Here is a 19,860-nt window from a genome sequence, read left to right as displayed (position 1 = left end):
TGATGCTTGCCCCTGGTTCGGAGGACCTCGCTTCATGCTCAAAAGACGCACCCTGCTCGCCACCGGCGCCGCAGCCCTCACCCCGCTGGCCCTGCCGACCTCGGTCTTCGCGCAGCGCAAGAAAGACGCGCTGGTGATCGGCCTCACGCTGGAGCCGACCGGCCTCGACCCCACGGCCAAGGCTGGCGCCGAGATTGCCGAGGTGGTGCTTTACACCGTCTTCGAGACGCTCACCAAGATCAACTCCGACGGCAGCGTCACGCCGCTGCTGGCCGACAACTGGGACATCTCGCCCGACCTGAAGACTTACACCTTCAAGCTCAAGCGCGGCGTGAAGTTTCAGAACGGCGAGCCCTTCAACGCGCAGAGCGTGAAGTTCTCGTTCGAGCGCGCGGCCGCGGCCAACAGCACCAACAAGGACAAGCGCACCTTCACCAACATCGCGACGCAGGTGCTAGACGAACACACGGTGGTGCTGATCAACAAGGAGATCGAGCCCGACCTGCTGTTTCTGCTGGGCCAGGCCTCGGCCATTCTGGTGGAGCCCAAGACGGTCGACACCAACGCCACCAAGCCGATGGGCACCGGCCCCTACAGGCTCGACAGCTGGGCCAAGGGCTCGAGCATCGTGCTGGCCAAGTGGGACGGTTATCGCAATGCCGACACGGTGCAGATCCGCAAGGCGAGCTTTCGCTTCATCTCGGAGCCGGCCGCGCAGACCGCCGCGCTGCTGTCGAACGACGTCGACCTGTTCCCGCATGCCTCGGTGTCGCGCAGCCTGTCGCAGTTTCAGAACGACAAGCGTTTTCAGATCGTCTTCAACGCCTCGCGCGGCAAGACCATCCTGGCCATCAACAACAAGCGCAAGCCGCTGGACGACGTGCGCGTGCGCCGTGCCATTGCCGCGGCCATCGACCGCAAGGCCGTGATCGAGGCTGCGGCGGACGGGCGCGGCGTGGCCATCGGCAGCCACTACGTGCCGGGCGCGCCGGGGTTCGTCGACACCACCGGCATCAACCCCTTCGACATCGAGAAGGCGAAGAAGCTGCTGGCCGAGGCCGGGGTGAAGACGCCGCTGGAGCTCGACCTGGTGCTGCCGCCCCCGCCCTATGCGCGCCAGGGCGGCGAGCTCATTGCCGCGCAGCTGGCCAAGATCGGCATCGTCGCGAAGATCCAGAACGTGGAGTGGGCGCAGTGGATCAGCGGCACCTACGGCAACAAGAACTACGACCTGTCGCTGATCCTGCACGTCGAGCCCTTCGACCTGGTGAACTACACCAAGCCCGAGTACTACTGGGGCTACCAGTCGGCCAGGTTCAACGAAGTGTTCGACAAGGCACGCAACGCCGCGCGCCCGGCCGACCGGCTGCGCTACCTCGGCGACGCGCAGCGGCTGCTGGCGGAAGACGCGGCCAATGTGTTCCTGTTCCAGCCGCAGTTCATTACCGTGGCGTCGCGCAACCTGCGCGGCCTGTGGAAGGACACGCCGATCTTCGTGAACGACATCGCGGCGCTGTCCTGGGGCTGAGCCGGGACTGACCCGCAACTGAAGCTCGACTGAAGCAAGCCAGCGCGCGCGCAGCGCCGCGCCCTACGGGAAGCTCCCGAGGAAAAACCGCCTCGGCCCCCGTGCCGCGGCCGTTTCGCTGCGAGAGAATGACCGGCTGTGCACGTGGCATCTTTCGTGCTGCGTGTGGTGTCTCTCGCGGCGTTGCGCCTCCCTTCGGGGCACGGTGCGCGCCGCAGCAGACATTCGACCCAGGCCCCCCGTTTTTCCGGAGATCACACGTATGTTGAACCGCCGCACCCTCCTTACCACCGCTGGCGCCACCGTTGCGCTGGCCACCCCGCTCGCCGGCATGGCGCAGGGCAGGAAGGACGCCATCGTGATCGGCATGGCGCTCGAACCGCCGGGCCTGGACCCGACCTCGGGCGCCGCCGCCGCCATTGCCGAGGTGGTGCAGTACAACATTCTGGAAACGCTCACCAAGATCAATTCCGACGGCAGCGTCACGCCGCTGCTGGCCGACAGCTGGGAGGTTTCGCCCGACCTGAAGACCTACACCTTCAAGCTCAAGCGCGGCGTGAAGTTCCAGAACGGCGAGCCCTTCAACGCCGCCACCGTCAAGTTCTCGTTCGACCGTGCCGGCGGCGAGAAGAGCACCAACAAGGACAAGCGCACCTTCGCCAACCTGAGCACGCAGGCGGTGGACGACTACACGGTGGTCGTCATCAACAAGGAGATCGACCCCGACCTGCCCTTTGTGCTGGGCCAGGCCACGGCCGTGATCGTCGAGCCCAAGAGCGCCGACACCAACGCCAACAAGCCCGTGGGCACCGGCCCCTACAAGCTGGACGCCTGGGCCAAGGGCTCGTCGCTCACGCTGAGCAAGTGGGAGGGCTTTCGCAGCCCCGCCACCGCGAAGATCAACAAGGTGACGTTCCGCTTCATCTCCGACACGGCCGCGCAGGCCGCGGCCATGCTGTCGGGCGACGTGGACGTGTTCGCGCGCATCGGCACGCGCGTGGTGCCGCAGTTCAAGATGAACCCGCAGTTCCAGACCATCCTGGCCGGTTCGCGCGCCAAGACCATTCTGGCGATCAACAACCGCAAGAAGCCGCTGGACGACGTGCGCGTGCGCCGCGCCATCCTGGCGGCCATCGACCGCAAGGCGGTGATCGAAGGCGCGGCCGACGGTTTTGGCGTGCCCATCGGCAGCCACTATGTGCCGGGCGCGGCGGGCTATGTGGACACCACGGGCATCAACCCGTTCGACATCGAGAAGGCGAAGAAGCTGTTGGCCGAGGCAGGCGTGAAGACGCCGCTGGAGCTGAAGATGACCTTGCCGCCGCCGCCGTATGCGCGCCAGGGTGGCGAGGTGATCGTGGCCCAGTTGGCCAAGATCGGCATCGTGGTGAAGGTGCAGAACGTGGAGTGGGCGCAGTGGCTCAGCGGCACGTACGGCAACAAGGACTACGACCTGTCGATCGTGTCGCATGTGGAGCCTTTCGACCTGGGCAACTATGCCAAGGCGGATTACTACTGGGGTTACCAGTCGAAGGCTTTCGACACGTTGTTCGACAAGATCAAGAGCACGGGCAACGCGGCCGAGCGCAACAAGCTGTTGGGCGATGCACAGAAGCTGCTGGCCACGGACGCAGCCAACGGTTTTCTGTACCAGCCGCAGTTTCCGACGGTCGCGAAGAAGAACGTCAAGGGGATCTGGAAGGACAACCCGATCTTTGTGAACGACCTGTCGGCGCTGTCCTGGGGCTGAATTGGCTGGCCCTGAACGGTGGGTTTGTTCAGGGCTTGCTGTTTCAGGGCGCCTTGTTCGAGGCGCGCTGTTCAGGGCGACGCTCACGAGGGCGGGGTACCTTGCTCCGCGAATGTCCCCCGGGGCTGCGCCCCTCCTCCTTTATTTCGCTGCGCAAGGCACCCCACCCTCGTGAGCGTTTTCAGAGCAGTGGTTGATCGCGCGATCACCGACAGCGTGCCCAGGTGCACAGGGCGTCGGGTGCTCCCCGCAGCGAAATAAAGGAGGAGGCCGCAGGCCGGGGGACATTCGCGGAGGGGAGCACCCGGCGGCCTGTGCACACGCCCTGAACAACGGCAGCCGAAACGGCAGCCAAACAAGGCTCAAGTAGCAGCGTACCGCCCCGGCTTGTGATTGACCCACAAGAACAGCCCCATGACCACGGCGGCTACCACGGACCACCCCACACGCTCCGGTGGAATCACGAACAGCGCGAAGAGAACCACCGTGCAGTCGATGCCGATCTGCACCTTGCCTGCCGGCCAACCGCGCTTCTCCTGAAGGTACAAGGTCAACACCGTCGCACCACCCAGGCTCGCCCGGTGACGCGCCAGAAAAAGACAACCCGTGCCCAGCATCAGCCCACCCAGCACCGCCGCAAACGCCGGGTGCAGCAACCCGATCGACAGATAGCGCGGCGCCCAGTCGGTCATCACCGACAACAACGCAATGGCCGAGAAAGTCTTGATGGTGAACGCGCGCCCCATGTGACGCCACGCGAACCAATAGAACGGCAAGTTGACCAGGAAGAACAGCTTGCCGAAGCTCACGCCGGTGGCGTAGTGAAGGATGAACGCGACACCCGCCGTGCCGCCCGTGAGCAGCCCCGCCTGGGCAAACAACATCATCGCAATGGCGACGAACAGCGTGCCAGAGAAGATCGCCTGCGCATCGTCGAAACGGGAATGGCGCAGCCAGTTGGGGGGCGAAGCTGCAGAGTCGGGGGGTGGCGCCTCCATGGAATGACTGACGCAAATCTCGCGCCAACCGCACCAACCGCGCCAACCTCACCACTCCGGCTCCAGGCTTATGCCAACTGCGTGGCGAGCAGCTCCCGCGCCCGGGTCACGAACGCCGTTTCGCCCCGGCGCCCGGGCAAAAACTCGAAGGCGACACGCGGCAAGGCCGGCAGCCCGTGCGGTGTGGTCAGCCGCGCCACGCCCTCGCTGACCGCCGACTCGTTCAGGCAGGCCACGCCCAGCCCCGCAGCCAGCGCCGACTGCAACCCCGCCACGCCAGACGCCACATGCGCCAGCGTGTACGGCACGCGCCGGCGCCGCAGCAGCGCCACCGTGAACTGGTGCAGGGAGCAGGTGTCCGGCAGGGCCAGCAGCCGCAGCGGCTCGCCGCGCACGGGCCGCATGCCTGTTGCGCCGAGCCACGCCAGCGACTCCCTGCGGATCACCGACGCGCGCGGCTGAGCGGCGGACACGCCCGCGATGTTCATCGCCAGCCCCACGTCGAATTCGCCCTGCGCATAGGCCGCGCGCATCGCATCGCTCTTCAAGATGCTCACGTGCAACCGCACGCGCGGATAGCTCTCGCCCAGGCGTGCCAGCAGTTGGGTCAGATCGCCGGGCCGAAAGTAGTCGGTGACGGCCAGACTCAGTTCGCCCTGCAGTGTTTCACCATGCAGGTCGCGAAACGCCTCGTCGCTCATCGCCAGGATGCGCCGCGCATAGGCCAGCAAGCGCAGCCCCGCTTCGGTGGGCGCGACGCCCGCCTTGCTGCGCGTGAGCAGCGACTGCCCCGCACGCGCTTCCAGCTTGCGAATCTGCTCGCTGACCGACGACTGCGACAGAAACACACGCGGCGCGGCGGCCGTGAGGCTGCCCGCGTCGACAACCGCCACCAGCGTGCGCAGTTGCTCCAGATCGAAACCTTGCATGACACATCCATCCGTTTAATCGATGGAAGCCATCATATCTTCCCGCTTTTCCGATGGTGGCCGAGTTCCCACAATCACCCCATCTGCCACCCATTCATTCATTCAGGAGCCACCATGCCGCACATCGTTGTCCACCTCTCCGGCGAGCCCGACGCCGCCCTCGCCCGCCAGACCGTCGACACCGTCGCCGAGCTCACGCAGCAGGTGCTGGGCAAGAAGCTGCCGGTGATCGCCATCACCGTGCAGTACATCGCCGCCGACGCCTGGTTCATCGGCGGGCAGTCGCTGGCCTCGCTCGACAAGTCGGCCTTTCACCTGGACATCAGCATCACCGACGAAACCAACACCAAGGCCGAGAAGGCGCGCTATCTGCGCGAGGTGCACGCGGCCATGGCCCGGCTGCGGCCCGACCTGCACGAGGTGTCTTACATCCATGTGATCGACGCGCGCGGCGCGGCCTACGGCTACGGCGGCAAGACGCAGGAGCACCGGCACCAGCAGGCCGGCGTCTGATGCGTTGAAGCCATGGCGAGGGCATGGCACCATGCCGCCATGCCCCTCGGAAATTCGCTCGTCGCCGACAGCCTCGGCAACCCCCTCACCCTCGACGACCCCGCCAGCTTGCCGCGGGTCGACGATTTCGTCATGGGCTTCATCTCGACCGAGGCACGCGCGGTCAACCTGATTGCGCTGGCCGACACCGATGCGAGCCCCATCGTGCAGGCCTACTGCGCCACGCTGCACCTGTTTGCCGAGTCGCGCGAGGCCGTGGCCAACGCGCGGCCGTTCCTGGCCAAGGCCCGTGCCGGCGCCGCGCGTGCCACGCCGCGCGAGCAGCGCTACATCGCGGCCATCGAGGCCTGGGCCGACGGCGACATCGCACGGGCCATCGCGCTGCATGCGGAGCAGGCGCGCGAACACCCGCGCGACCTGGTGTCGGTCAAGCTGGGCCAGTACCACTGCTTCAACACCGGCGACTGCCCGGGCATGCTGCGCCTGGCACTCGCCGTGCTGCCGCATGCGAGCGAGGTGCCCTATGTGCACGGCATGGCGGCCTTCGGCTACGAACAGTGCCACCTGATGCGCGAGGCCGAGGCCAGCGCGCGCCGGGCCATCGGCCTGTGCCGCAAGGAGCCGTGGGCACACCATGCGCTGGCGCATGTGATGCTCACCGAAGGCCGGCTCGCCGAAGGGCTGGCGTTCATGCAGAGCGTGAGCGACACGTGGAGCGGGCTCAACTCGTTCATGGTCACGCACAACTGGTGGCACGTGGCGCTGTTCCTCATCGACCTGGGCCGCGACGCCGAGGCGCTGGCGGTGTACGACGCGCATGCCTGGGGCGTGGCGAAGGACTACTCGCAGGACCAGATCGGCGCGGTGTCTCTGCTGGCGCGGCTGGAGCTGGCGGGCATCGACGTGGGGGCGCGCTGGGACGACGTGGCGCACTACCTGCTGCAGCGCCAGGCCGACCATGTGCTGCCCTTTCTCGACCTGCAGTACCTCTACGGCCTGGCACGCGCCGGCCGGCCCGAGGCCGATGCGCTGTTGCGCAACATCGAGGCCTTTGCACCGACCGCGCCGCCGTCGACCCGCGCCGCCTGGCAGCGCGTGTGCGTGCCGGCCGCGCACGGCCTCGTGGCGCATGCGCGCGGCAACCTGGCGGCAGCGGTCGAGGGGCTGGGCGTGGCGCTGCCGCGCATGATCGAAATCGGCGGCAGCCATGCGCAGCGCGACCTGTTCGAGCAGTTGTACCTCGACGCGCTGGTGCGCACCGGCACCCCGGCCACGCTGACCGGTGCGCAAGGCATCCTGCAGCAGCAGCTCAACGGGCAGCCGGAGTCGCTGCGTTTGCGGCGGCAGGCGGGCGCGGTGTACGAGAAGCTGGGGCTGGGCGCGCTGTTGCGTGCGCCGCCAAATACCTGAGCGCGCTGCTTGGTACCTGCGCGCGCCGGTCGCGCCTCAGTCCTTGTTCAGGTGGCGCGTCTGGTCGTAGGTCGGCTGCGGCGGCAGGTCGGCCAGGTGGCGCGTGTCGGCCCAGTCGACGATCTCGATGTCGCTCGGGCGGCCCGGGTCGGCCATGCGGATGCGGTTGAAGCCCGCATTGGGAATGTCGCTGTGCCGCGGCCCGCTCAGGCTCAGGCCCTGCGCGGTGCGCCACACCATGTCGAGCACGCCGCCGTGCGTGACCACGATCAGCCGCTGGCCCCGGTGCGCGGCGGCGATGGTGCCCAGCGCCGCAATGATGCGCGTGTGAAATTCGCGGGCCGTCTCGCCCTCGGGCATGGCGTGGTCCTCGCGGAACTCCAGCCACTCTTCCCAGGCGCGCGGATGCAGGGTCTGTATTTCGTCGGAGCGCATGCCCTCGACCACGCCGAAGAACTGCTCGCGCAACCCCGCCGAGGTGACCACCGGCAGCGACAGTTGCAGCGCGGCGGGCGCGGCGGTCTGCTGCGCGCGCATGAGGTCGCTGCTGACAATGTGCTGAACCGCGGTCTCGCTGGCCAGCCGCAGGCCGAGGCGGCGCGCCTGCTCGTGGCCGATGTCGTTGAGCGGCACATCGGCATGGCCCTGGAAGCGCAGCTCGCGGTTCCACGCGGTTTCGCCGTGGCGGATCAGGATCAGGTCGGTGGTGGTGTCGGGTTTAGGCGTTGGCATTGCCGCCCATTTTCCACCGTGCGGGCCGGGCTCAGGCTCTGGCAAAAGCCAGCTGTTGCACGGCCACCACCGCATCGGCCGCGGGCAAGGCGCCCAGTCGCACCGGGGACGGCGTGAGCAGCGACAGCACCCAGGCCATGGTCAGGCCGCCGACCATGGCGCACACCACCACCACGGCGGTGTAGGCAATGGCCTTGTCGCCCGGGCACTTCATGAGCACCGGCAGGCCGGTGTAGAGCAGGTACACGCCGTACAGCGCCGCCAGCGCACCAATGACCGACAGCGACGGCAGCAGGCTGAAGATGCCCCCCACGAAGGCGGCCGTGCTGGCATAGGCCGACAGCTTGAGCGCACCGATCTGGCTGCGGGTGCCCTCGAAGGTGGGCGCCATCGCGTCGATGATGAGCGCAAGCAGCAACACCATCACCAGCGACAGCACGTAGCCCACCACCATGTTGGCGATGCCCGAGGAAATCGGCACGCGAAAGCGCATGCCGAAGGCCCCCAGCCCCACGAACGACAGGCCGATGAAGCTCGCCACCGCCGGAATGAGCGCGAGGATCATCACGTAGTTCTTGTAGATGGAGGCGGCATCGGCCGGCTCCTCGTCGATGGCCAGCCAGGTGAGCTTGGGCCTGAGCAGGATGGACTGGACGCGGTCAACCAGGTTCATGAGGGGTCCTCGGCATGGATGACAAAGTATGTCGAGCCCGGCCCAGGCTGGCTGCTGGCCAGGAAGCCTATGCCATGGCCTGTGTCGCCACACTGGCGTGCGCCTTCGCGCAGAATCGATCTCCATGCCAAACCTCGTCCTTCTGCCCGGCCTCGCCTGCGATGCACGCATCTGGGAAGCCCAACTGCCCGCCCTCCCCGCCGCCTTCAACGCCCGCGTGAGCGACACCCAACTGCACAACGACACCATCGAGGGCATGGCCGCGGCCGTGCTGCGCGACCACCACGGCCCGCTGGTGCTGTGCGGCGCGTCGATGGGCGGCATGGTCGCCATGGAGGCGGCCCGCCAGGCGCCCGAGCGCATTGCCGGCTTGGCGCTGCTGGGCACCAGCGCGCGGCCAGAAACACCCGACATGTTCACGCTGCGCGAAGGCGCCATCGAGTGCTTCGAGCGCGGCGAGGTGCGCGAGATGATCGAGCCGAACGTGTTCTTCGCGTTTCACCCCACGCAGGCCGCCGACCCCGTGATGGTGCAGCGCTACCTCGACATCGTGCTGGGCGCGGGCGCCGAGCAGCTCATTCGCCAGAACCGCGCGGTGATGCGCCGGCCCGACGCGCGCCAGCACCTGCCCCTGCTGCAGGCCCCGGTGCTGCTGATGTGCGGCGACAGCGACCGGCTGGCCGCACCCGAGTGCACGCGCGAAATGGCGGCGCTGCTGCCGCGACGCGAGGTGGTGTGGATCCCCGAATGCGGCCACATGCTGACGATGGAAAAGCCCGACCTGGTGAATGCCGCGCTCAACGCCTGGCTGGGCCGGGAGTTTCCCGCAGCCTGAGCCCGTTCAGGGCTGTGTGCCCTGAGCCGGTTCAGGGCCGCGCGCCCTGGTCTGCGAACCGCGCGACCGCGAACTCGACGAAGGCCAGCACCGACTTCTGCATCTGCTGCCGGCTCGGGTAGAGCAGCGACAGGCTGACCGACGACTGCCCGTAAGCAGGCAGCACGCGCCGCAGCCGCCCTGCGTCCAGGTCGCCCCGGATCACCACTTCGGGCAGCAGCGCTATGCCCAGCCCCTCGACGGCCGCGTCGCGCAGCAGGCCCATGGCGTTGGCGCAAAAGCGGCTGCGCACCGCCAGGCGGGTTTCGCCGTCGGGCCCGGTGAGCACCCAGTCGCGCTGGCTCTGGTTGGGCGCGCTGCGCAGCGTGAGGCAGTCGTGCACGGCCAAGTCTTCCAGGCTGCACGGCACGCCGTGCTCGCACAGGTACGCGTCGCTGGCGGCCAGCACCACGGCCGTGCTGGCGAGCAGGGTGGCGATCAGGCGGGAGTCTTCGAGCTTGCCGGCGCGAAACGCAATGTCGATGCCGTCGCCGATCACGTCGACCAGCGCGTCCTGCGCGAATATTTCGAGCCGCACTTTGGGGTGCAGCGCACGAAACTCCTTGATCCAGCGCAGCGGAAACCAGTCGAAAAAGTCCGACGGCGCCGCAATGCGCAAAGTGCCGCTGACCACCGACACGCCGTCCAGCACCTCCTGGATCACGTCGCCAATGGCGCTGAAATGCGCTTCGCAGCGCGCCAGCAGCAGCTGGCCGGCCTCCGTGAGCATCAGGCGCCGGGTGGAGCGCTGCATGAGGCGCACGCCCAGCTGGGCCTCGATGTTCTGCACCTGGCGGCTCACGGTGCTGGCGGGCATGCCCAGCGCCTCCCCGGCCCGGGCAAAGCTGCCGAGGCGGGCCACCTGCAGAAAAAGAGCCAACTCGTTGAGGTCCACGAAGGACCGTTTGCCAAAGCTCAGCAAGCTCAATTTCAGGTTCCGGAAAGATCGACGAAGCAACAAAGCACCGCACGGGGCCACACATCATTTCCATAATGCCCCAGCCGCCTCCCGGCAGACACCGCGCCGCGCTGTGGGGCAACAGCGCGTCATTCAGCAATTCGATTCAGCGCTTTTCTGGAAGTCTCTCGTGCACAAAAAGCTCTAATTTCCTGTTCAACACGGCCGATAGAAGTAAGTAATGCGTTTTACAGGGCTTGTACCGGGTGTGGGCTTTCGGTGCATTGGCATGGCTTTCTTCATCAACTTCATCAACTACCGTGAAAAATCTAAAAATCAGTGCGCGTCTGGGTCTGGTGTTCGGGCTGCTGCTGCTGCTGCTGGCCGTCATTGCCTTCGTGGGCATCAACCGGCTGCGCTCCCTGGACGCCAACACCACCCGCATCACCTCGAACATCTCGCCCAAGATCGAGGCGGCGCGCGAGATGTCCTATGTGGCGATGGACATCGCCCGGATCACGCGCAACCTGCTGCTCACCCAGGGCGCTGAGCAAAGCGCCAACCGCGCAACGATGGACAAGGCAAGGGCCGACACCGACAGGCAGGTGGCCGCGCTCGACCAGCTCGTCAACACCGACCGCGGGCGCACACTGCTGGCCGCGGTGAAGGCCACGCTGAACGACTACAGGGCCTTCACCAACACGGTGGTCGAGCTGGCCATGGCCAACCGCACGCAGGAAGCCACGCAGGCGCTCTATGGCGAGCGCCTGAAGACCCAGGCCGCCTACTTGGCCTCCTTGCGCGAGCTGGTCGAGTTCCTGAGCAAGCAGATGGAAGACGCCGCGCTCGCGGCCCACGACTCCGCTGAAACCGCCACCAGCCTCATGGTGGCCGCGGCGCTGCTGGCCGGGCTGATCGGCGTGGTGTCAGCCTGGCTGATCACCCGCTCGATCACCGTGCCGCTCGCACACGCCGTCGAGGCGGCCGACCGCGTGGCTGGCGGCGACCTCAGCGCGGCCATCGTGGCGCGGTCCACCGACGAAACCGGCCAGATGCTCGCGGCGCTGCAGCGCATGCAGGAAAGCCTGGCGCGCACCGTGGGCCTGGTGCGTGGCAATGCGGAGGGCGTGGCCACCGCCAGCGCGCAGATTTCTCAGGGCAACGAAGACCTGTCTTCGCGCACCGAGCAGCAGGCCAGCTCGCTGGAGCAGACCGCCGCGTCCATGGAAGAGCTGACCTCCACGGTCAAGCAGAACGCCGACAACGCCCGCCAGGCCAACCAGCTGGCGGTGTCGGCGTCGGAGGTGGCGGTGAAGGGCGGCGACGTGGTGGGCAAGGTGGTGTCGACCATGGCGTCGATCGATGCGTCGTCGCGCAAGATCGTGGAGATCATCGGCACCATCGACGGCATTGCGTTCCAGACCAACATCCTGGCGCTGAACGCCGCGGTGGAAGCCGCGCGCGCGGGCGAGCAGGGGCGCGGCTTTGCGGTGGTGGCCTCCGAGGTGCGCAACCTGGCGCAGCGCTCGGCGGCGGCGGCCAAGGAAATCAAGGACCTCATCGGCGACTCGGTGAGCAAGGTGGACGCCGGCACGGCGCTGGTGGGCGAGGCCGGCCGCACCATGGGCGACATCGTGGGCAGCGTGCGCCGGGTGACGGACATCATGGGCGAGATCACCGCGGCCAGCCAGGAGCAGACCTCGGGCATCGAACAGATCAACCAGGCCATCTCGCAGATGGACCAAGTGACGCAGCAGAACGCGGCGCTGGTGGAAGAAGCGGCCGCCGCGGCGGCGTCGCTGCAGGACCAGGCGGGCGGCTTGCTGCAGGCGGTCAGCGTGTTCACGCTGGAAGAAGGCCGACCAGGCAGCGCTCCCGTGGCGGTGGCACCGCTGGCCAGGCCCGCGCTCCACACGAAGCAGAAGGCGGCCCCCAAGGGCATGCCCCTGGCCGGTGCGCGCTTGAGGACTGCGGCCGCTTCGCCCAAGATGGCCATGGCGAACACGGCGCCAGGGGACTGGGAACAGTTCTGAGGCGGGGCCCGCGCGGCCTCAGTGCAACTGGCCGCCGGTCTCGCGCACGTCGTGCTTCACCGCGAGCGCGGTGGTCACGGTGATGCGCAAGGCGTTGACCAGCATGTCGAGCGGCAGGCTCGGCGCACCCGCAAAGCGTGCGGCCTGCTCGGGCAGGTAGGGAATGTGGATGAAGCCGCCGCGCACGCCCGCGTCGGCGTGCAGCGCAATGCGGTGCATCAGCCCGTAGAAGAGGTGGTTGCACACGAAGGTGCCCGCGCTGTTCGACACCGAGGCCGGTACGCCAGCCGCGCGCAGTTCGCGCACGATGGCCTTGATGGGCAGCGTGGAGAAATACGCCGCCGGCGCGCCCGGCACCACCGGCACGTCGATGGGCTGGCGGTGGTGGTTGTCGGGCACGCGCGCGTCGTCGATGTTGATGGCCACGCGCTCGGGTGTGAGTTCCGCGCGCCCGCCGGCTTGGCCAATGCACACGACCAGCCGAGGCTTCAGCTCGTCCATCGCGCGGTTCAAGGTGTCGAGGGCGTCACCGAAAACGCAGGGCACCAGCCGCGCATGCACCGTGGCCGGCCCGGTCTTCCAGCCGTCGAGCATGCGCACCGCTTCCCAAGAGGGGTTGATCGCTTCCTGCTCGAAGGGCTCGAAGCCCGTCAGCAGCACGTTGAGCGGCTTGGCGGCCACGGCCATGGTCCGGTCTGCGCGTGTGGGGCCGTCAGGCCAGCGCCTGGACGGCAATGCCTTCCTGCTGCAGCCGCTCGCGGATGCGGCGCGCAAAGGCCAGGGCATGGGCGCCGTCGCCGTGCAGGCACACGCTCTGCGCGTTGACCGGCACGGTGCTGCCGTCGATGGCGGTCACGCGGTGGTCGCGCACCAGCGACAGCGTTTGTGCGATGGCCTGCGCTTCGGTCTCGATCAGCGCGCCCGGCTGGCTGCGCGGCACCAGGCTGCCGTCGGGCATGTAGCCGCGGTCGGCAAACACTTCTTCCACCGGCGTGAGGCCGGCGCGGCGGGCCGCGTCGATCATGTGGCTGCCCGCGAGGCCGAAGAACTTGAGCGTGGGGTCGAAGCGGCGCACCGCCTCGCACAGCGCCTGCGCGAGCTCGGGCTCCTTCACGGCCTGGTTGTAGAGCTGGCCGTGCGCCTTCACGTGCGACAGCGTGCCGCCCTCGGCCTTCACGATGGCCGCCAGCGCGCCCACCTGGTAGAGCACGTTGGCCACGATCTCGTCGGGCGGCAGGTGCATGGTGCTGCGCCCGAAGTTCTCGCGGTCCGGAAAGCTCGGGTGCGCGCCAATGGCCACGCCGTTCTTCAGCGCCCAGCGCACGCACTGCTGCATGGTCTTGGCGTCGCCGGCGTGCCAGCCGCAGGCGATGTTGGCGGAGCTCACCAGCGCGAGCAGTTCTTCGTCGCTGCCGGCGCCTTCGCCGAGGTCGGCATTGAGGTCGATTTGCATGGGGAATGTCCTTCCGGGGGGCCGTTTTGCAAAGTCTATGCCGCACCCGGCCAGCCTGCAGCGGCCAGGCCTTGCGCCACCTGCGCCAGGTAGCGTTGCTGCGCGGCCCAGGCGGCCAGCGCCTGCGTCGGGTCGACCTGCACCAGGCGCAGCCTGCCGTTGAGCGGCGCCTGCGCCAGCTTCCACAGGTCGGCGCGAATCACCACGCCGATGCGCGGGTAGCCGCCGGTGGTCTGCGCGTCGCCCATCAGAATGATCGGCTGGCCCGAAGGCGGCACCTGCAGCGTGCCGGGAATCACGCCCGACGAAAGCATGTCGCCGCTGCGCTTGCGCTTGAGTTCGGCGCCCGCAAGGCGGCTGCCCATGCGGTTGCTTTGCGGCGTGATGCGCCAGCGCTCGGCCCACAGCTGCTCGCGCGCGGCCAGCGTGAACAGCTCGAACTCGGGGCCGGGCAGCACACGCAGCGCGATGGCGCCGTCGGGCTCATCCGTGCCCGTGCCGCCGTCGGGGCCGCGCACGCCGAACGCCCGGCGCTCGCGCTGCGCGGCGCTCAGGCGCGACGCACCCAGCGGCAGACGGTCGCCCTTGCGCAGCGCGCGGCCTTCATGCCCGCCGAAGCCGGCCTTCAGGTCGGTGCTGCGCGAGCCCAGCACCGGCGCCACGTCGATGCCGCCCGCCACCGCGAGCCAACTGCGCAGGCCGACCTTCTTCGCACCCGGCGCGTTGGCGCCAGAGAGCTTCAGCGTCTGGCCGGCCGCCACGGACACGCTCCAGCAGGGCCACAGCGGCACGCCGTCGAGGCTGGCGCTGAAGTCGTCGCCGGTGAGCGCGATGCGGGTGTCGGTGTCGAACTGCAGCTCGCAGCCGCCCATGGTGAGCTCCAACCCCGCCGCGCCGTCGGCATTGCCCACGAGCCGGTTGGCCAGCGTGAGCGAGAGCACGTCGAGCGCGCCGCCCGGGCAGATGCCCAGCTCGCGATGGCCGTGCCGGCCCAGGTCCTGCACCGACGCAAGCAGGCCGGGTTTGCGGATGACGATCATGTCTGCACGCTCTCGACGACAAAACGCACGCGGTCGCCGGGGCGCAGCAAGGTGGGCGGTTCGGCCTTCGGGTCGAACAGTTCGAGCGAGGTGCGCCCGATGAGCTGCCAGCCGCCCGGCGACACCAGCGGATAGATGCCGGTCTGCTCGCCGCCGATGCCCACGGAGCGCGCCGGCACCGCGGTGCGCGGCTCCGCGCGGCGCGGCGTGGCCAGCTCGGGCGGCAGGCCGCCCATGAATGCGAAGCCCGGCAGAAAGCCGAGCAGGTAAACGATGTATTCGCCGCCGCTGTGGCGCCGCACCACCTCGGCCGGCGTGAGGCCCGTGTGGGCGGCCACGTCGGCCAGGTCGGGGCCGTGCTCGCCGCCATAGGCCACGGGGATCTCGACCAGGCGGCCCTCGATGGCGCCGACCGACAGCCTGGGCCAGGCCTGGAGCACGTTGGCTGTGAGCGTGTCGAGGTCGATTGCGGTCGGGTCGAAGGTGAGCGTGAGGTTGTTCATGCCCGGCAGCGTTTCGCCGACGCCGGGCCATTGCCGCGCATGCTCGGCCAGGGCCCAGATGCGCTGCTGCTGCGCCAGCGTGGCGGGCGCGGGCAGTTCGCACAGCAACGCCGCATCGCCCAGCAGATGAAGCCGGGGAGGTGGGGTGCCGCTCATTGCGGCTTATTCACGACCGAGGCTGCGGACCTTGGCGGCCAGCTTCTGCTCCACGTTGGGAGAGACGAACTTGTGGACCTCGCCGCCGAGCATCGCAATCTCGCGCACGAAGGTGCTGGAGATGAACTGGTACTTGTCGCTGGGAGTCAGAAACACGGTTTCGACGTCGGGCATGAGCGAGCGGTTCATGCCCGCAAGCTGGAACTCGTAGTCGAAGTCGGTCACGGCGCGCAGGCCGCGCACCATGGCCTTGCCGCCGCGCGCCACGACGAAGTCGCGCAGCAGGCCGGAGAAGCTCTCCACGGTGACCTGGTCGCTGTAGGGCTTGACGGCCTCGCAGGCCATGTCCATGCGTTCGGTGAGTGTGAACAGCGCCTTCTTGTGGTGACCGGCCGCGACAGCGACGATCACCTTGGAGAAGAGCTGGGTTGCGCGCCGCACCACGTCCTCGTGACCGAGGGTGATGGGGTCGAAAGTGCCGGGGTATACCGCGATCACGTTGCTGGCCATGGTTGCTTCTTCCTCATGCTGCCGGTGCGGCTTGTTCGGCGGATTATGCAGTCCCCTGCGACACGGGCCGCAGCAGATGGGCGTGCACGGCGCCGGCCTTCAAATAGCGAAAACCGACCAGGCCGAACACGGCCAGTTCCTCGTCGCTCCAGCGGCGCGGCGCCTCCAGGTACACCGAGCCACCGGCACGCACCGCACGCGCCGCGGCACGCAACGAAGGCTCGTAGAGCGCGGTGCTTTCGAAGGGCGGGTCGAGGAACACGGCGTCCAGGCTGCCCGCGGGCACGCGCTCCAGCGCGGTGAGGCCGTTGCCGCGCTCGATGCGCACGGCCTCGGCCGAGAGCTTGGTCTTTGCGGCCTGCAGCTTTGCGGCCAGTTCGGCGTCCTGCTCGCACAGCAGCACATTGGCCGCGCCGCGCGAGGCGGCCTCCAGGCCCAGCGCGCCGGTGCCCGCGAAGGCGTCGACGCACTCCCAGCCCGGCAGCAGTCCGCCGCCGACACCGGCCAGGCTGGCAAGCCAGTTGAAGAGGGTTTCGCGCACGCGGTCGGGCGTGGGGCGCAGGCCGGGCTTGTCGGCCACGGCAAGGCGGGTGCGCTTCCATTCGCCGCCGATGATGCGCACCTCGCTGGGCTTGGAGGGGGCCTTTGGCTTGCCGGGGGTGCCGGGCTTGGCGGATTTTGCGGATTTGGCCGACTTGGTCGGCTTGGCGGGCTTGCCGGACTTGGCCGCTTTGGCGGAAGGGCCAGGTCGGGCTGAGGAAGTGCGGAGGGCGGAGGCGGCTTTCTGAGGCATGCGGCGAGCTTAACGCCGCCGCATGCGCAGAAATGTCAGAGCCCGCTGAGCGCGCGCCGCGCCAGCATGGCGGCCAGCACGAGCATGGTGCCGCCGATCAGCGCGTCGAGCATCTGCCAGGCGCGCGGCCGGGCGAACACCGGCGCGAGCAGCCGCGCACCGAAGCCCAGCGCGGTGAACCACAGCACGCTGGCCGTGGTGGCGCCCGCCACGAACCACAGCTTGAGCAAGCCCGGGTGCTGCGCGCCCGCGCTGCCCACCAGCAGCACGGTGTCCAGGTAGACGTGCGGGTTCAGCAGCGTGAAGCCGGCCGCCTGCGCCACCACCGCCGCGCGCGACAGCGATGCGCCCTGCGCCACGGCCTGCAGCGCAACGGTCTGGCGCGAGCGCCACAGCGCCTTCAGCCCGTAGGCGCAGAGAAAGGCTGCGCCGAGCCCCGCGAGCGCGGTGGCCAGCATCGGGCGCCCCTGCAGCGCCTGCGCCATGCCGGCCACGCCGGCGCCGATCAGCACCGCGTCGCTGGCCGCGCAGAACAGCACCACCGCGCCCACATGCTCGCGGCGCAGGCCCTGGCGTAGCACATAGGCGTTCTGCGCGCCGATGGCGACGATGAGCACCAGGCTCATGAAGAGCCCGTGGAGGAAGGTGGTGGTGGTGATTTCGGCAGACATGGTGCGAGCTTGCCGTTCGCCGCCAGTTAACTCAAACTAAACCTTCTAACTTCGATTCAGTTCAACTTAATTCCATATGCTCGACTACGCCGCCCTGAACGCCCTTGCCGCCGTGGTGCGCGAGGGCAGCTTCGAGCGCGCCGCGCGCGCGCTGAACGTCACGCCCTCCGCGGTGTCCCAGCGCATCAAGCAGCTGGAGGAGCGCACCGGCGGCGCGCTGCTGGTGCGCGGGCAGCCCTGCGTGGCCACCGAGGCGGGGCTGCAGCTGTGCCGGCATGTGGAGCGCGTGGGCATGCTGGAGCACGAGCTGCGCGACGCCCTGCCGGCGCTGGGCATGGACAGCGGCAGCGGCCAGGCACACGAGCGCGTCACGGTGCGGGTGGCGGTGAACGCCGACAGCCTGGCGACGTGGTTCGTCTCAGCCGCGGCGGCCTTCACCCTGCAGGAGCCGGCCGCGCTGCTCGACCTCACGGTGGACGACCAGGACCACACCGCCGAGCGGCTGCGCAGCGGCGCGGTGCTGGCGGCGGTCACCGCGCTGGCGCAGCCGGTGGCGGGCTGCAACAGCGAGGCGCTGGGCACGATGCATTACGTGGCAGCAGCCAGCCCCGACTTCGTGCGCATGCATTTCGCCAAGGGTGTGGGCGCCCGCACGCTGGCGCAGGCGCCCAGCCTGGTGTTCGACCGCAAGGACCGCCTGCAGGCACGCTGGGTGCGGCGCATCTGCCACCGCAATGTGGAGACGCCGCGCCACTGGATTCCGTCGCCCAACGCCTTCGTCGAGGCGGCGTGCGCGGGCATGGGCTGGGGCATGCATCCGGCCAGCATGGTGGCCGATGCAATTCGGCAGGGCGCGCTGGTGGCGCTGGTGCCCGGCTCCACGCTGCCGGTGCCGCTGTATTGGCAGCAGGCGCGCGCGGCGGCGCGCATGCTCGAGAAACTGGGGGCCGCGGTGCGCGCGGCCGCCCGCCAGGGCGCGCACGCGCTGACCTGAACGCCCCTGATCAGGCCTTCAGGGCTGCGCCTTGGCGGTCTTGGCGTCCTTGCCGCCCACCACCACCGTCACCATGCGCTCGGGCTGCAGCTTGCGCTGAAACGCCGCCTTGATGTCGGCCGCCGTGACCGCGTTCATGCGCGCGGTCCAGGTGTCGAGGTAGTCCAGCGGCAGGTCGTGCCAGGCGATGTTGGCCACGTTGCCGATCAGCTTGCGGTTGCTGTCCAGCAGCAGCGGAAAGCCGCCTATCACGTTGTCCTTGGCGGCCTTCAGTTCGCTGGCGGTCGGGCCTTCGGCCACGAATTTGGCGAGCACTTCGCGCGACATCTTCACGGCGTCGTCGGCCTGGTCGGGCCGGGTCTGGAAGCCGATGCGAAACGCACCCGCCTCGAGCCCCGGCGCAAAGCCGCTGTAGATGCTGTAGGTCAGGCCGCGCTTTTCGCGCACCTCGTTGGTCAGGCGCGAGACGAAACCGCCGCCGCCCAGCACATAGTTGCCCAGCGTGAGCGCGAAGTGGTCCGGGTCGTTGCGCGGGTAGCCGGGCTGGCCGATGAAGACGTGGGCCTGGGCCGAGTCGAACGCAATGCGCTCGTCCTTCGCCGCGGTCAGCGCAGCCACAGGCGCAATGGCCGGCAGCGGCGGGCAACTTTGCGTGGCGGGCAGGCGCGACAGCAGCGCCGTCGCCAGCGTCTCGGCCTCGGCGCGCGTGACCGCGCCCACGATGCTGAGCTTGGCGCGGCACGGCACGATGAGCTGCTCGTAGCGCTGGCGCATGGCGGCGGTGTCGATGCGCGCCAGCGTTTGTTCCGTCACCTCCTGGCCGTAGGGATGCACGCCGTACACCGCCTGCGCGAAGGCACGGCCCGCAATGGTCGCGGGCTTGGTGTTGGCCTCCTTGATGGCGGCGTTGATGCGTTCGCGCTCGCGCTGCCACACGTCGTCGGGGAAGGCCGGCTCGCCGATCTCGCGCGAGGCCAGCGTGACGGCCTTGTTCAACAGCGCCGGGTCGGACAGCGAGCGCAGCGAGTAGCTGGTGCGGTCGGTGCCCGCGCTCACGTCGAAGCTGGCGCCCAGGTCGGCCCAGGCTTCGCCCAGGGCGTTCTGGTCGAGCGCGGGTTCGCCGTTCTTGCCGGCGCGCACGCCCTTCTCGACCATGGCCGAGGCGGTGCTCGCCAGGCCGGCCTGCGCCGCCGGGTCGCGGCGGCTGCCGGCGTCGAAGTCGACCTGCACGTCGACGATCGGCAGCGCATTGGTGGCCACCAGATAGATCTTGGCACCGTTGGCCAGCGTCCAGTGCTGAATGGGCAGCGCGGCCTGTGCGCTCGTCATGCCGAAAAGAGCAGTGGCGCTCGTCAGCAGTGCGTACCGGGCTATTTTTTTGAGAGTGAACATGAAATTCGTA

20 protein-coding genes are annotated in these 19,860 nt (G+C 68.7%); 7 read left to right on the top strand and 13 right to left on the bottom strand.

Annotation, left to right across the window (positions count from 1 at the left end):
• Positions 1-34 precede the first annotated feature (34 nt).
• A complete protein-coding gene (locus VLK31_RS29660) occupies positions 35-1,528 on the top strand; it encodes an ABC transporter substrate-binding protein (protein WP_409172070.1) in 1,494 nt (497 codons plus the stop codon).
• A gap of 262 nt (positions 1,529-1,790) precedes the next feature.
• Positions 1,791-3,278 (top strand): ABC transporter substrate-binding protein, encoded by a 1,488-nt coding sequence (locus tag VLK31_RS29655; RefSeq protein WP_409172069.1) that lies wholly within the window; start codon positions 1,791-1,793, stop codon positions 3,276-3,278.
• A gap of 362 nt (positions 3,279-3,640) precedes the next feature.
• On the opposite strand, the gene VLK31_RS29650 is transcribed toward VLK31_RS29655, so the two are convergent.
• Both VLK31_RS29650 and VLK31_RS29645 read right to left on the bottom strand, forming a co-directional pair.
• Positions 3,641-4,276, bottom strand: a complete 636-nt coding sequence (locus tag VLK31_RS29650; RefSeq protein WP_409172068.1) for a YitT family protein — start codon at positions 4,274-4,276, stop codon at positions 3,641-3,643.
• Between the two features lie 68 nt (positions 4,277-4,344).
• Positions 4,345-5,205 (bottom strand): LysR substrate-binding domain-containing protein, encoded by an 861-nt coding sequence (locus VLK31_RS29645; protein WP_409172067.1) that lies wholly within the window; start codon positions 5,203-5,205, stop codon positions 4,345-4,347.
• A gap of 114 nt (positions 5,206-5,319) precedes the next feature.
• On the opposite strand from VLK31_RS29645, the gene VLK31_RS29640 reads away from it, so the two are divergent.
• Positions 5,320-5,718 carry a tautomerase family protein gene (locus VLK31_RS29640; RefSeq protein WP_409172066.1) on the top strand — a complete coding sequence of 133 codons (399 nt, stop codon included), beginning with the start codon at positions 5,320-5,322 and terminating at the stop codon, positions 5,716-5,718.
• Positions 5,719-5,757: 39 nt separating this feature from the next.
• Positions 5,758-7,128: a tetratricopeptide repeat protein gene (locus VLK31_RS29635; protein ID WP_409172065.1), complete on the top strand. Its 1,371-nt coding sequence runs from the start codon at positions 5,758-5,760 to the stop codon at positions 7,126-7,128.
• 36 nt (positions 7,129-7,164) lie between these two features.
• Here the strand turns inward: VLK31_RS29635 and VLK31_RS29630 are convergent, their stop codons facing one another.
• Complete coding sequence (locus tag VLK31_RS29630; protein ID WP_409172064.1) at positions 7,165-7,860, bottom strand: histidine phosphatase family protein; 696 nt, start codon at positions 7,858-7,860, stop codon at positions 7,165-7,167.
• A gap of 31 nt (positions 7,861-7,891) precedes the next feature.
• A complete protein-coding gene (locus tag VLK31_RS29625; RefSeq protein WP_409172063.1) occupies positions 7,892-8,533 on the bottom strand; it encodes a Yip1 family protein in 642 nt (213 codons plus the stop codon).
• 124 nt (positions 8,534-8,657) lie between these two features.
• On the opposite strand from VLK31_RS29625, the gene VLK31_RS29620 reads away from it, so the two are divergent.
• The gene (locus tag VLK31_RS29620) at positions 8,658-9,368 is read left to right on the top strand and encodes an alpha/beta fold hydrolase (RefSeq protein WP_409172062.1); all 711 of its coding nucleotides are present in this window, start codon (positions 8,658-8,660) and stop codon (positions 9,366-9,368) included.
• A gap of 31 nt (positions 9,369-9,399) precedes the next feature.
• On the opposite strand, the gene VLK31_RS29615 is transcribed toward VLK31_RS29620, so the two are convergent.
• Positions 9,400-10,302 carry a LysR substrate-binding domain-containing protein gene (locus tag VLK31_RS29615; RefSeq protein ID WP_409172061.1) on the bottom strand — a complete coding sequence of 301 codons (903 nt, stop codon included), beginning with the start codon at positions 10,300-10,302 and terminating at the stop codon, positions 9,400-9,402.
• Between the two features lie 323 nt (positions 10,303-10,625).
• Here VLK31_RS29615 and VLK31_RS29610 point away from each other — a divergent pair, with 323 nt between their 5' ends.
• A complete protein-coding gene (locus VLK31_RS29610) occupies positions 10,626-12,338 on the top strand; it encodes a methyl-accepting chemotaxis protein (RefSeq protein WP_409172060.1) in 1,713 nt (570 codons plus the stop codon).
• 18 nt (positions 12,339-12,356) lie between these two features.
• Here the strand turns inward: VLK31_RS29610 and pcp are convergent, their stop codons facing one another.
• The 7 genes from pcp to VLK31_RS29575 are packed head-to-tail and all read right to left on the bottom strand — an operon-like array spanning position 12,357 to position 17,464.
• A complete protein-coding gene (gene pcp / locus VLK31_RS29605) occupies positions 12,357-13,025 on the bottom strand; it encodes a pyroglutamyl-peptidase I (RefSeq protein WP_409172059.1) in 669 nt (222 codons plus the stop codon).
• 25 nt (positions 13,026-13,050) lie between these two features.
• The gene (gene pxpA / locus VLK31_RS29600; RefSeq protein WP_409172058.1) at positions 13,051-13,791 is read right to left on the bottom strand and encodes a 5-oxoprolinase subunit PxpA; all 741 of its coding nucleotides are present in this window, start codon (positions 13,789-13,791) and stop codon (positions 13,051-13,053) included.
• Positions 13,792-13,826: 35 nt separating this feature from the next.
• Entirely contained in the window at positions 13,827-14,831 is a 1,005-nt protein-coding gene (locus tag VLK31_RS29595; RefSeq protein ID WP_409172057.1) for a biotin-dependent carboxyltransferase family protein, read from the bottom strand.
• The gene (pxpB, locus tag VLK31_RS29590) at positions 14,828-15,490 is read right to left on the bottom strand and encodes a 5-oxoprolinase subunit PxpB (RefSeq protein WP_409172056.1); all 663 of its coding nucleotides are present in this window, start codon (positions 15,488-15,490) and stop codon (positions 14,828-14,830) included. Before pxpB ends, VLK31_RS29595 begins: the two co-directional genes overlap by 4 nt.
• A 6-nt stretch (positions 15,491-15,496) precedes the next feature.
• On the bottom strand, positions 15,497-16,000 hold the full coding sequence (gene coaD, locus VLK31_RS29585; protein WP_409172055.1) for a pantetheine-phosphate adenylyltransferase: 504 nt from the start codon (positions 15,998-16,000) through the stop codon (positions 15,497-15,499).
• Between the two features lie 43 nt (positions 16,001-16,043).
• Complete coding sequence (locus VLK31_RS29580) at positions 16,044-16,793, bottom strand: RsmD family RNA methyltransferase (RefSeq protein ID WP_409172054.1); 750 nt, start codon at positions 16,791-16,793, stop codon at positions 16,044-16,046.
• Positions 16,794-16,828: 35 nt separating this feature from the next.
• Positions 16,829-17,464: a LysE/ArgO family amino acid transporter gene (locus VLK31_RS29575; RefSeq protein WP_409172053.1), complete on the bottom strand. Its 636-nt coding sequence runs from the start codon at positions 17,462-17,464 to the stop codon at positions 16,829-16,831.
• A gap of 76 nt (positions 17,465-17,540) precedes the next feature.
• Between VLK31_RS29575 and VLK31_RS29570 the strand changes: the two genes are divergently transcribed.
• A complete protein-coding gene (locus VLK31_RS29570) occupies positions 17,541-18,458 on the top strand; it encodes a LysR family transcriptional regulator ArgP (protein ID WP_409172052.1) in 918 nt (305 codons plus the stop codon).
• An 18-nt stretch (positions 18,459-18,476) separates the two neighbouring features.
• Here the strand turns inward: VLK31_RS29570 and VLK31_RS29565 are convergent, their stop codons facing one another.
• Positions 18,477-19,850: a M16 family metallopeptidase gene (locus tag VLK31_RS29565; RefSeq protein WP_409172051.1), complete on the bottom strand. Its 1,374-nt coding sequence runs from the start codon at positions 19,848-19,850 to the stop codon at positions 18,477-18,479.
• Positions 19,851-19,860 lie beyond the last annotated feature (10 nt).

Origin of the sequence: Variovorax sp. H27-G14 (assembly GCF_046156345.1) — a bacterium.
Classification (GTDB): Bacteria; Pseudomonadota; Gammaproteobacteria; order Burkholderiales; family Burkholderiaceae_C; genus Variovorax.
This window is presented reverse-complemented; position numbering and strand designations above follow the sequence as displayed.

Bases quoted from the DNA above. Each gene is read 5' to 3' on its own strand.
- VLK31_RS29660 (WP_409172070.1), top strand. From the start codon at position 35: ATGCTCAAAAGACGCACCCTGCTCGCCACCGGCGCCGCAGCCCTCACC.
- VLK31_RS29655 (WP_409172069.1), top strand. From the start codon at position 1,791: ATGTTGAACCGCCGCACCCTCCTTACCACCGCTGGCGCCACCGTTGCG.
- VLK31_RS29650 (WP_409172068.1), bottom strand. From the start codon at position 4,276: ATGGAGGCGCCACCCCCCGACTCTGCAGCTTCGCCCCCCAACTGGCTG.
- VLK31_RS29645 (WP_409172067.1), bottom strand. From the start codon at position 5,205: ATGCAAGGTTTCGATCTGGAGCAACTGCGCACGCTGGTGGCGGTTGTC.
- VLK31_RS29640 (WP_409172066.1), top strand. From the start codon at position 5,320: ATGCCGCACATCGTTGTCCACCTCTCCGGCGAGCCCGACGCCGCCCTC.
- VLK31_RS29635 (WP_409172065.1), top strand. From the start codon at position 5,758: ATGCCCCTCGGAAATTCGCTCGTCGCCGACAGCCTCGGCAACCCCCTC.
- VLK31_RS29630 (WP_409172064.1), bottom strand. From the start codon at position 7,860: ATGCCAACGCCTAAACCCGACACCACCACCGACCTGATCCTGATCCGC.
- VLK31_RS29625 (WP_409172063.1), bottom strand. From the start codon at position 8,533: ATGAACCTGGTTGACCGCGTCCAGTCCATCCTGCTCAGGCCCAAGCTC.
- VLK31_RS29620 (WP_409172062.1), top strand. From the start codon at position 8,658: ATGCCAAACCTCGTCCTTCTGCCCGGCCTCGCCTGCGATGCACGCATC.
- pcp (WP_409172059.1), bottom strand. From the start codon at position 13,025: ATGGCCGTGGCCGCCAAGCCGCTCAACGTGCTGCTGACGGGCTTCGAG.
- pxpA (WP_409172058.1), bottom strand. From the start codon at position 13,791: ATGCAAATCGACCTCAATGCCGACCTCGGCGAAGGCGCCGGCAGCGAC.
- VLK31_RS29595 (WP_409172057.1), bottom strand. From the start codon at position 14,831: ATGATCGTCATCCGCAAACCCGGCCTGCTTGCGTCGGTGCAGGACCTG.
- pxpB (WP_409172056.1), bottom strand. From the start codon at position 15,490: ATGAGCGGCACCCCACCTCCCCGGCTTCATCTGCTGGGCGATGCGGCG.
- coaD (WP_409172055.1), bottom strand. From the start codon at position 16,000: ATGGCCAGCAACGTGATCGCGGTATACCCCGGCACTTTCGACCCCATC.
- VLK31_RS29580 (WP_409172054.1), bottom strand. From the start codon at position 16,793: ATGCCTCAGAAAGCCGCCTCCGCCCTCCGCACTTCCTCAGCCCGACCT.
- VLK31_RS29575 (WP_409172053.1), bottom strand. From the start codon at position 17,464: ATGTCTGCCGAAATCACCACCACCACCTTCCTCCACGGGCTCTTCATG.
- VLK31_RS29570 (WP_409172052.1), top strand. From the start codon at position 17,541: ATGCTCGACTACGCCGCCCTGAACGCCCTTGCCGCCGTGGTGCGCGAG.
- VLK31_RS29565 (WP_409172051.1), bottom strand. From the start codon at position 19,850: ATGTTCACTCTCAAAAAAATAGCCCGGTACGCACTGCTGACGAGCGCC.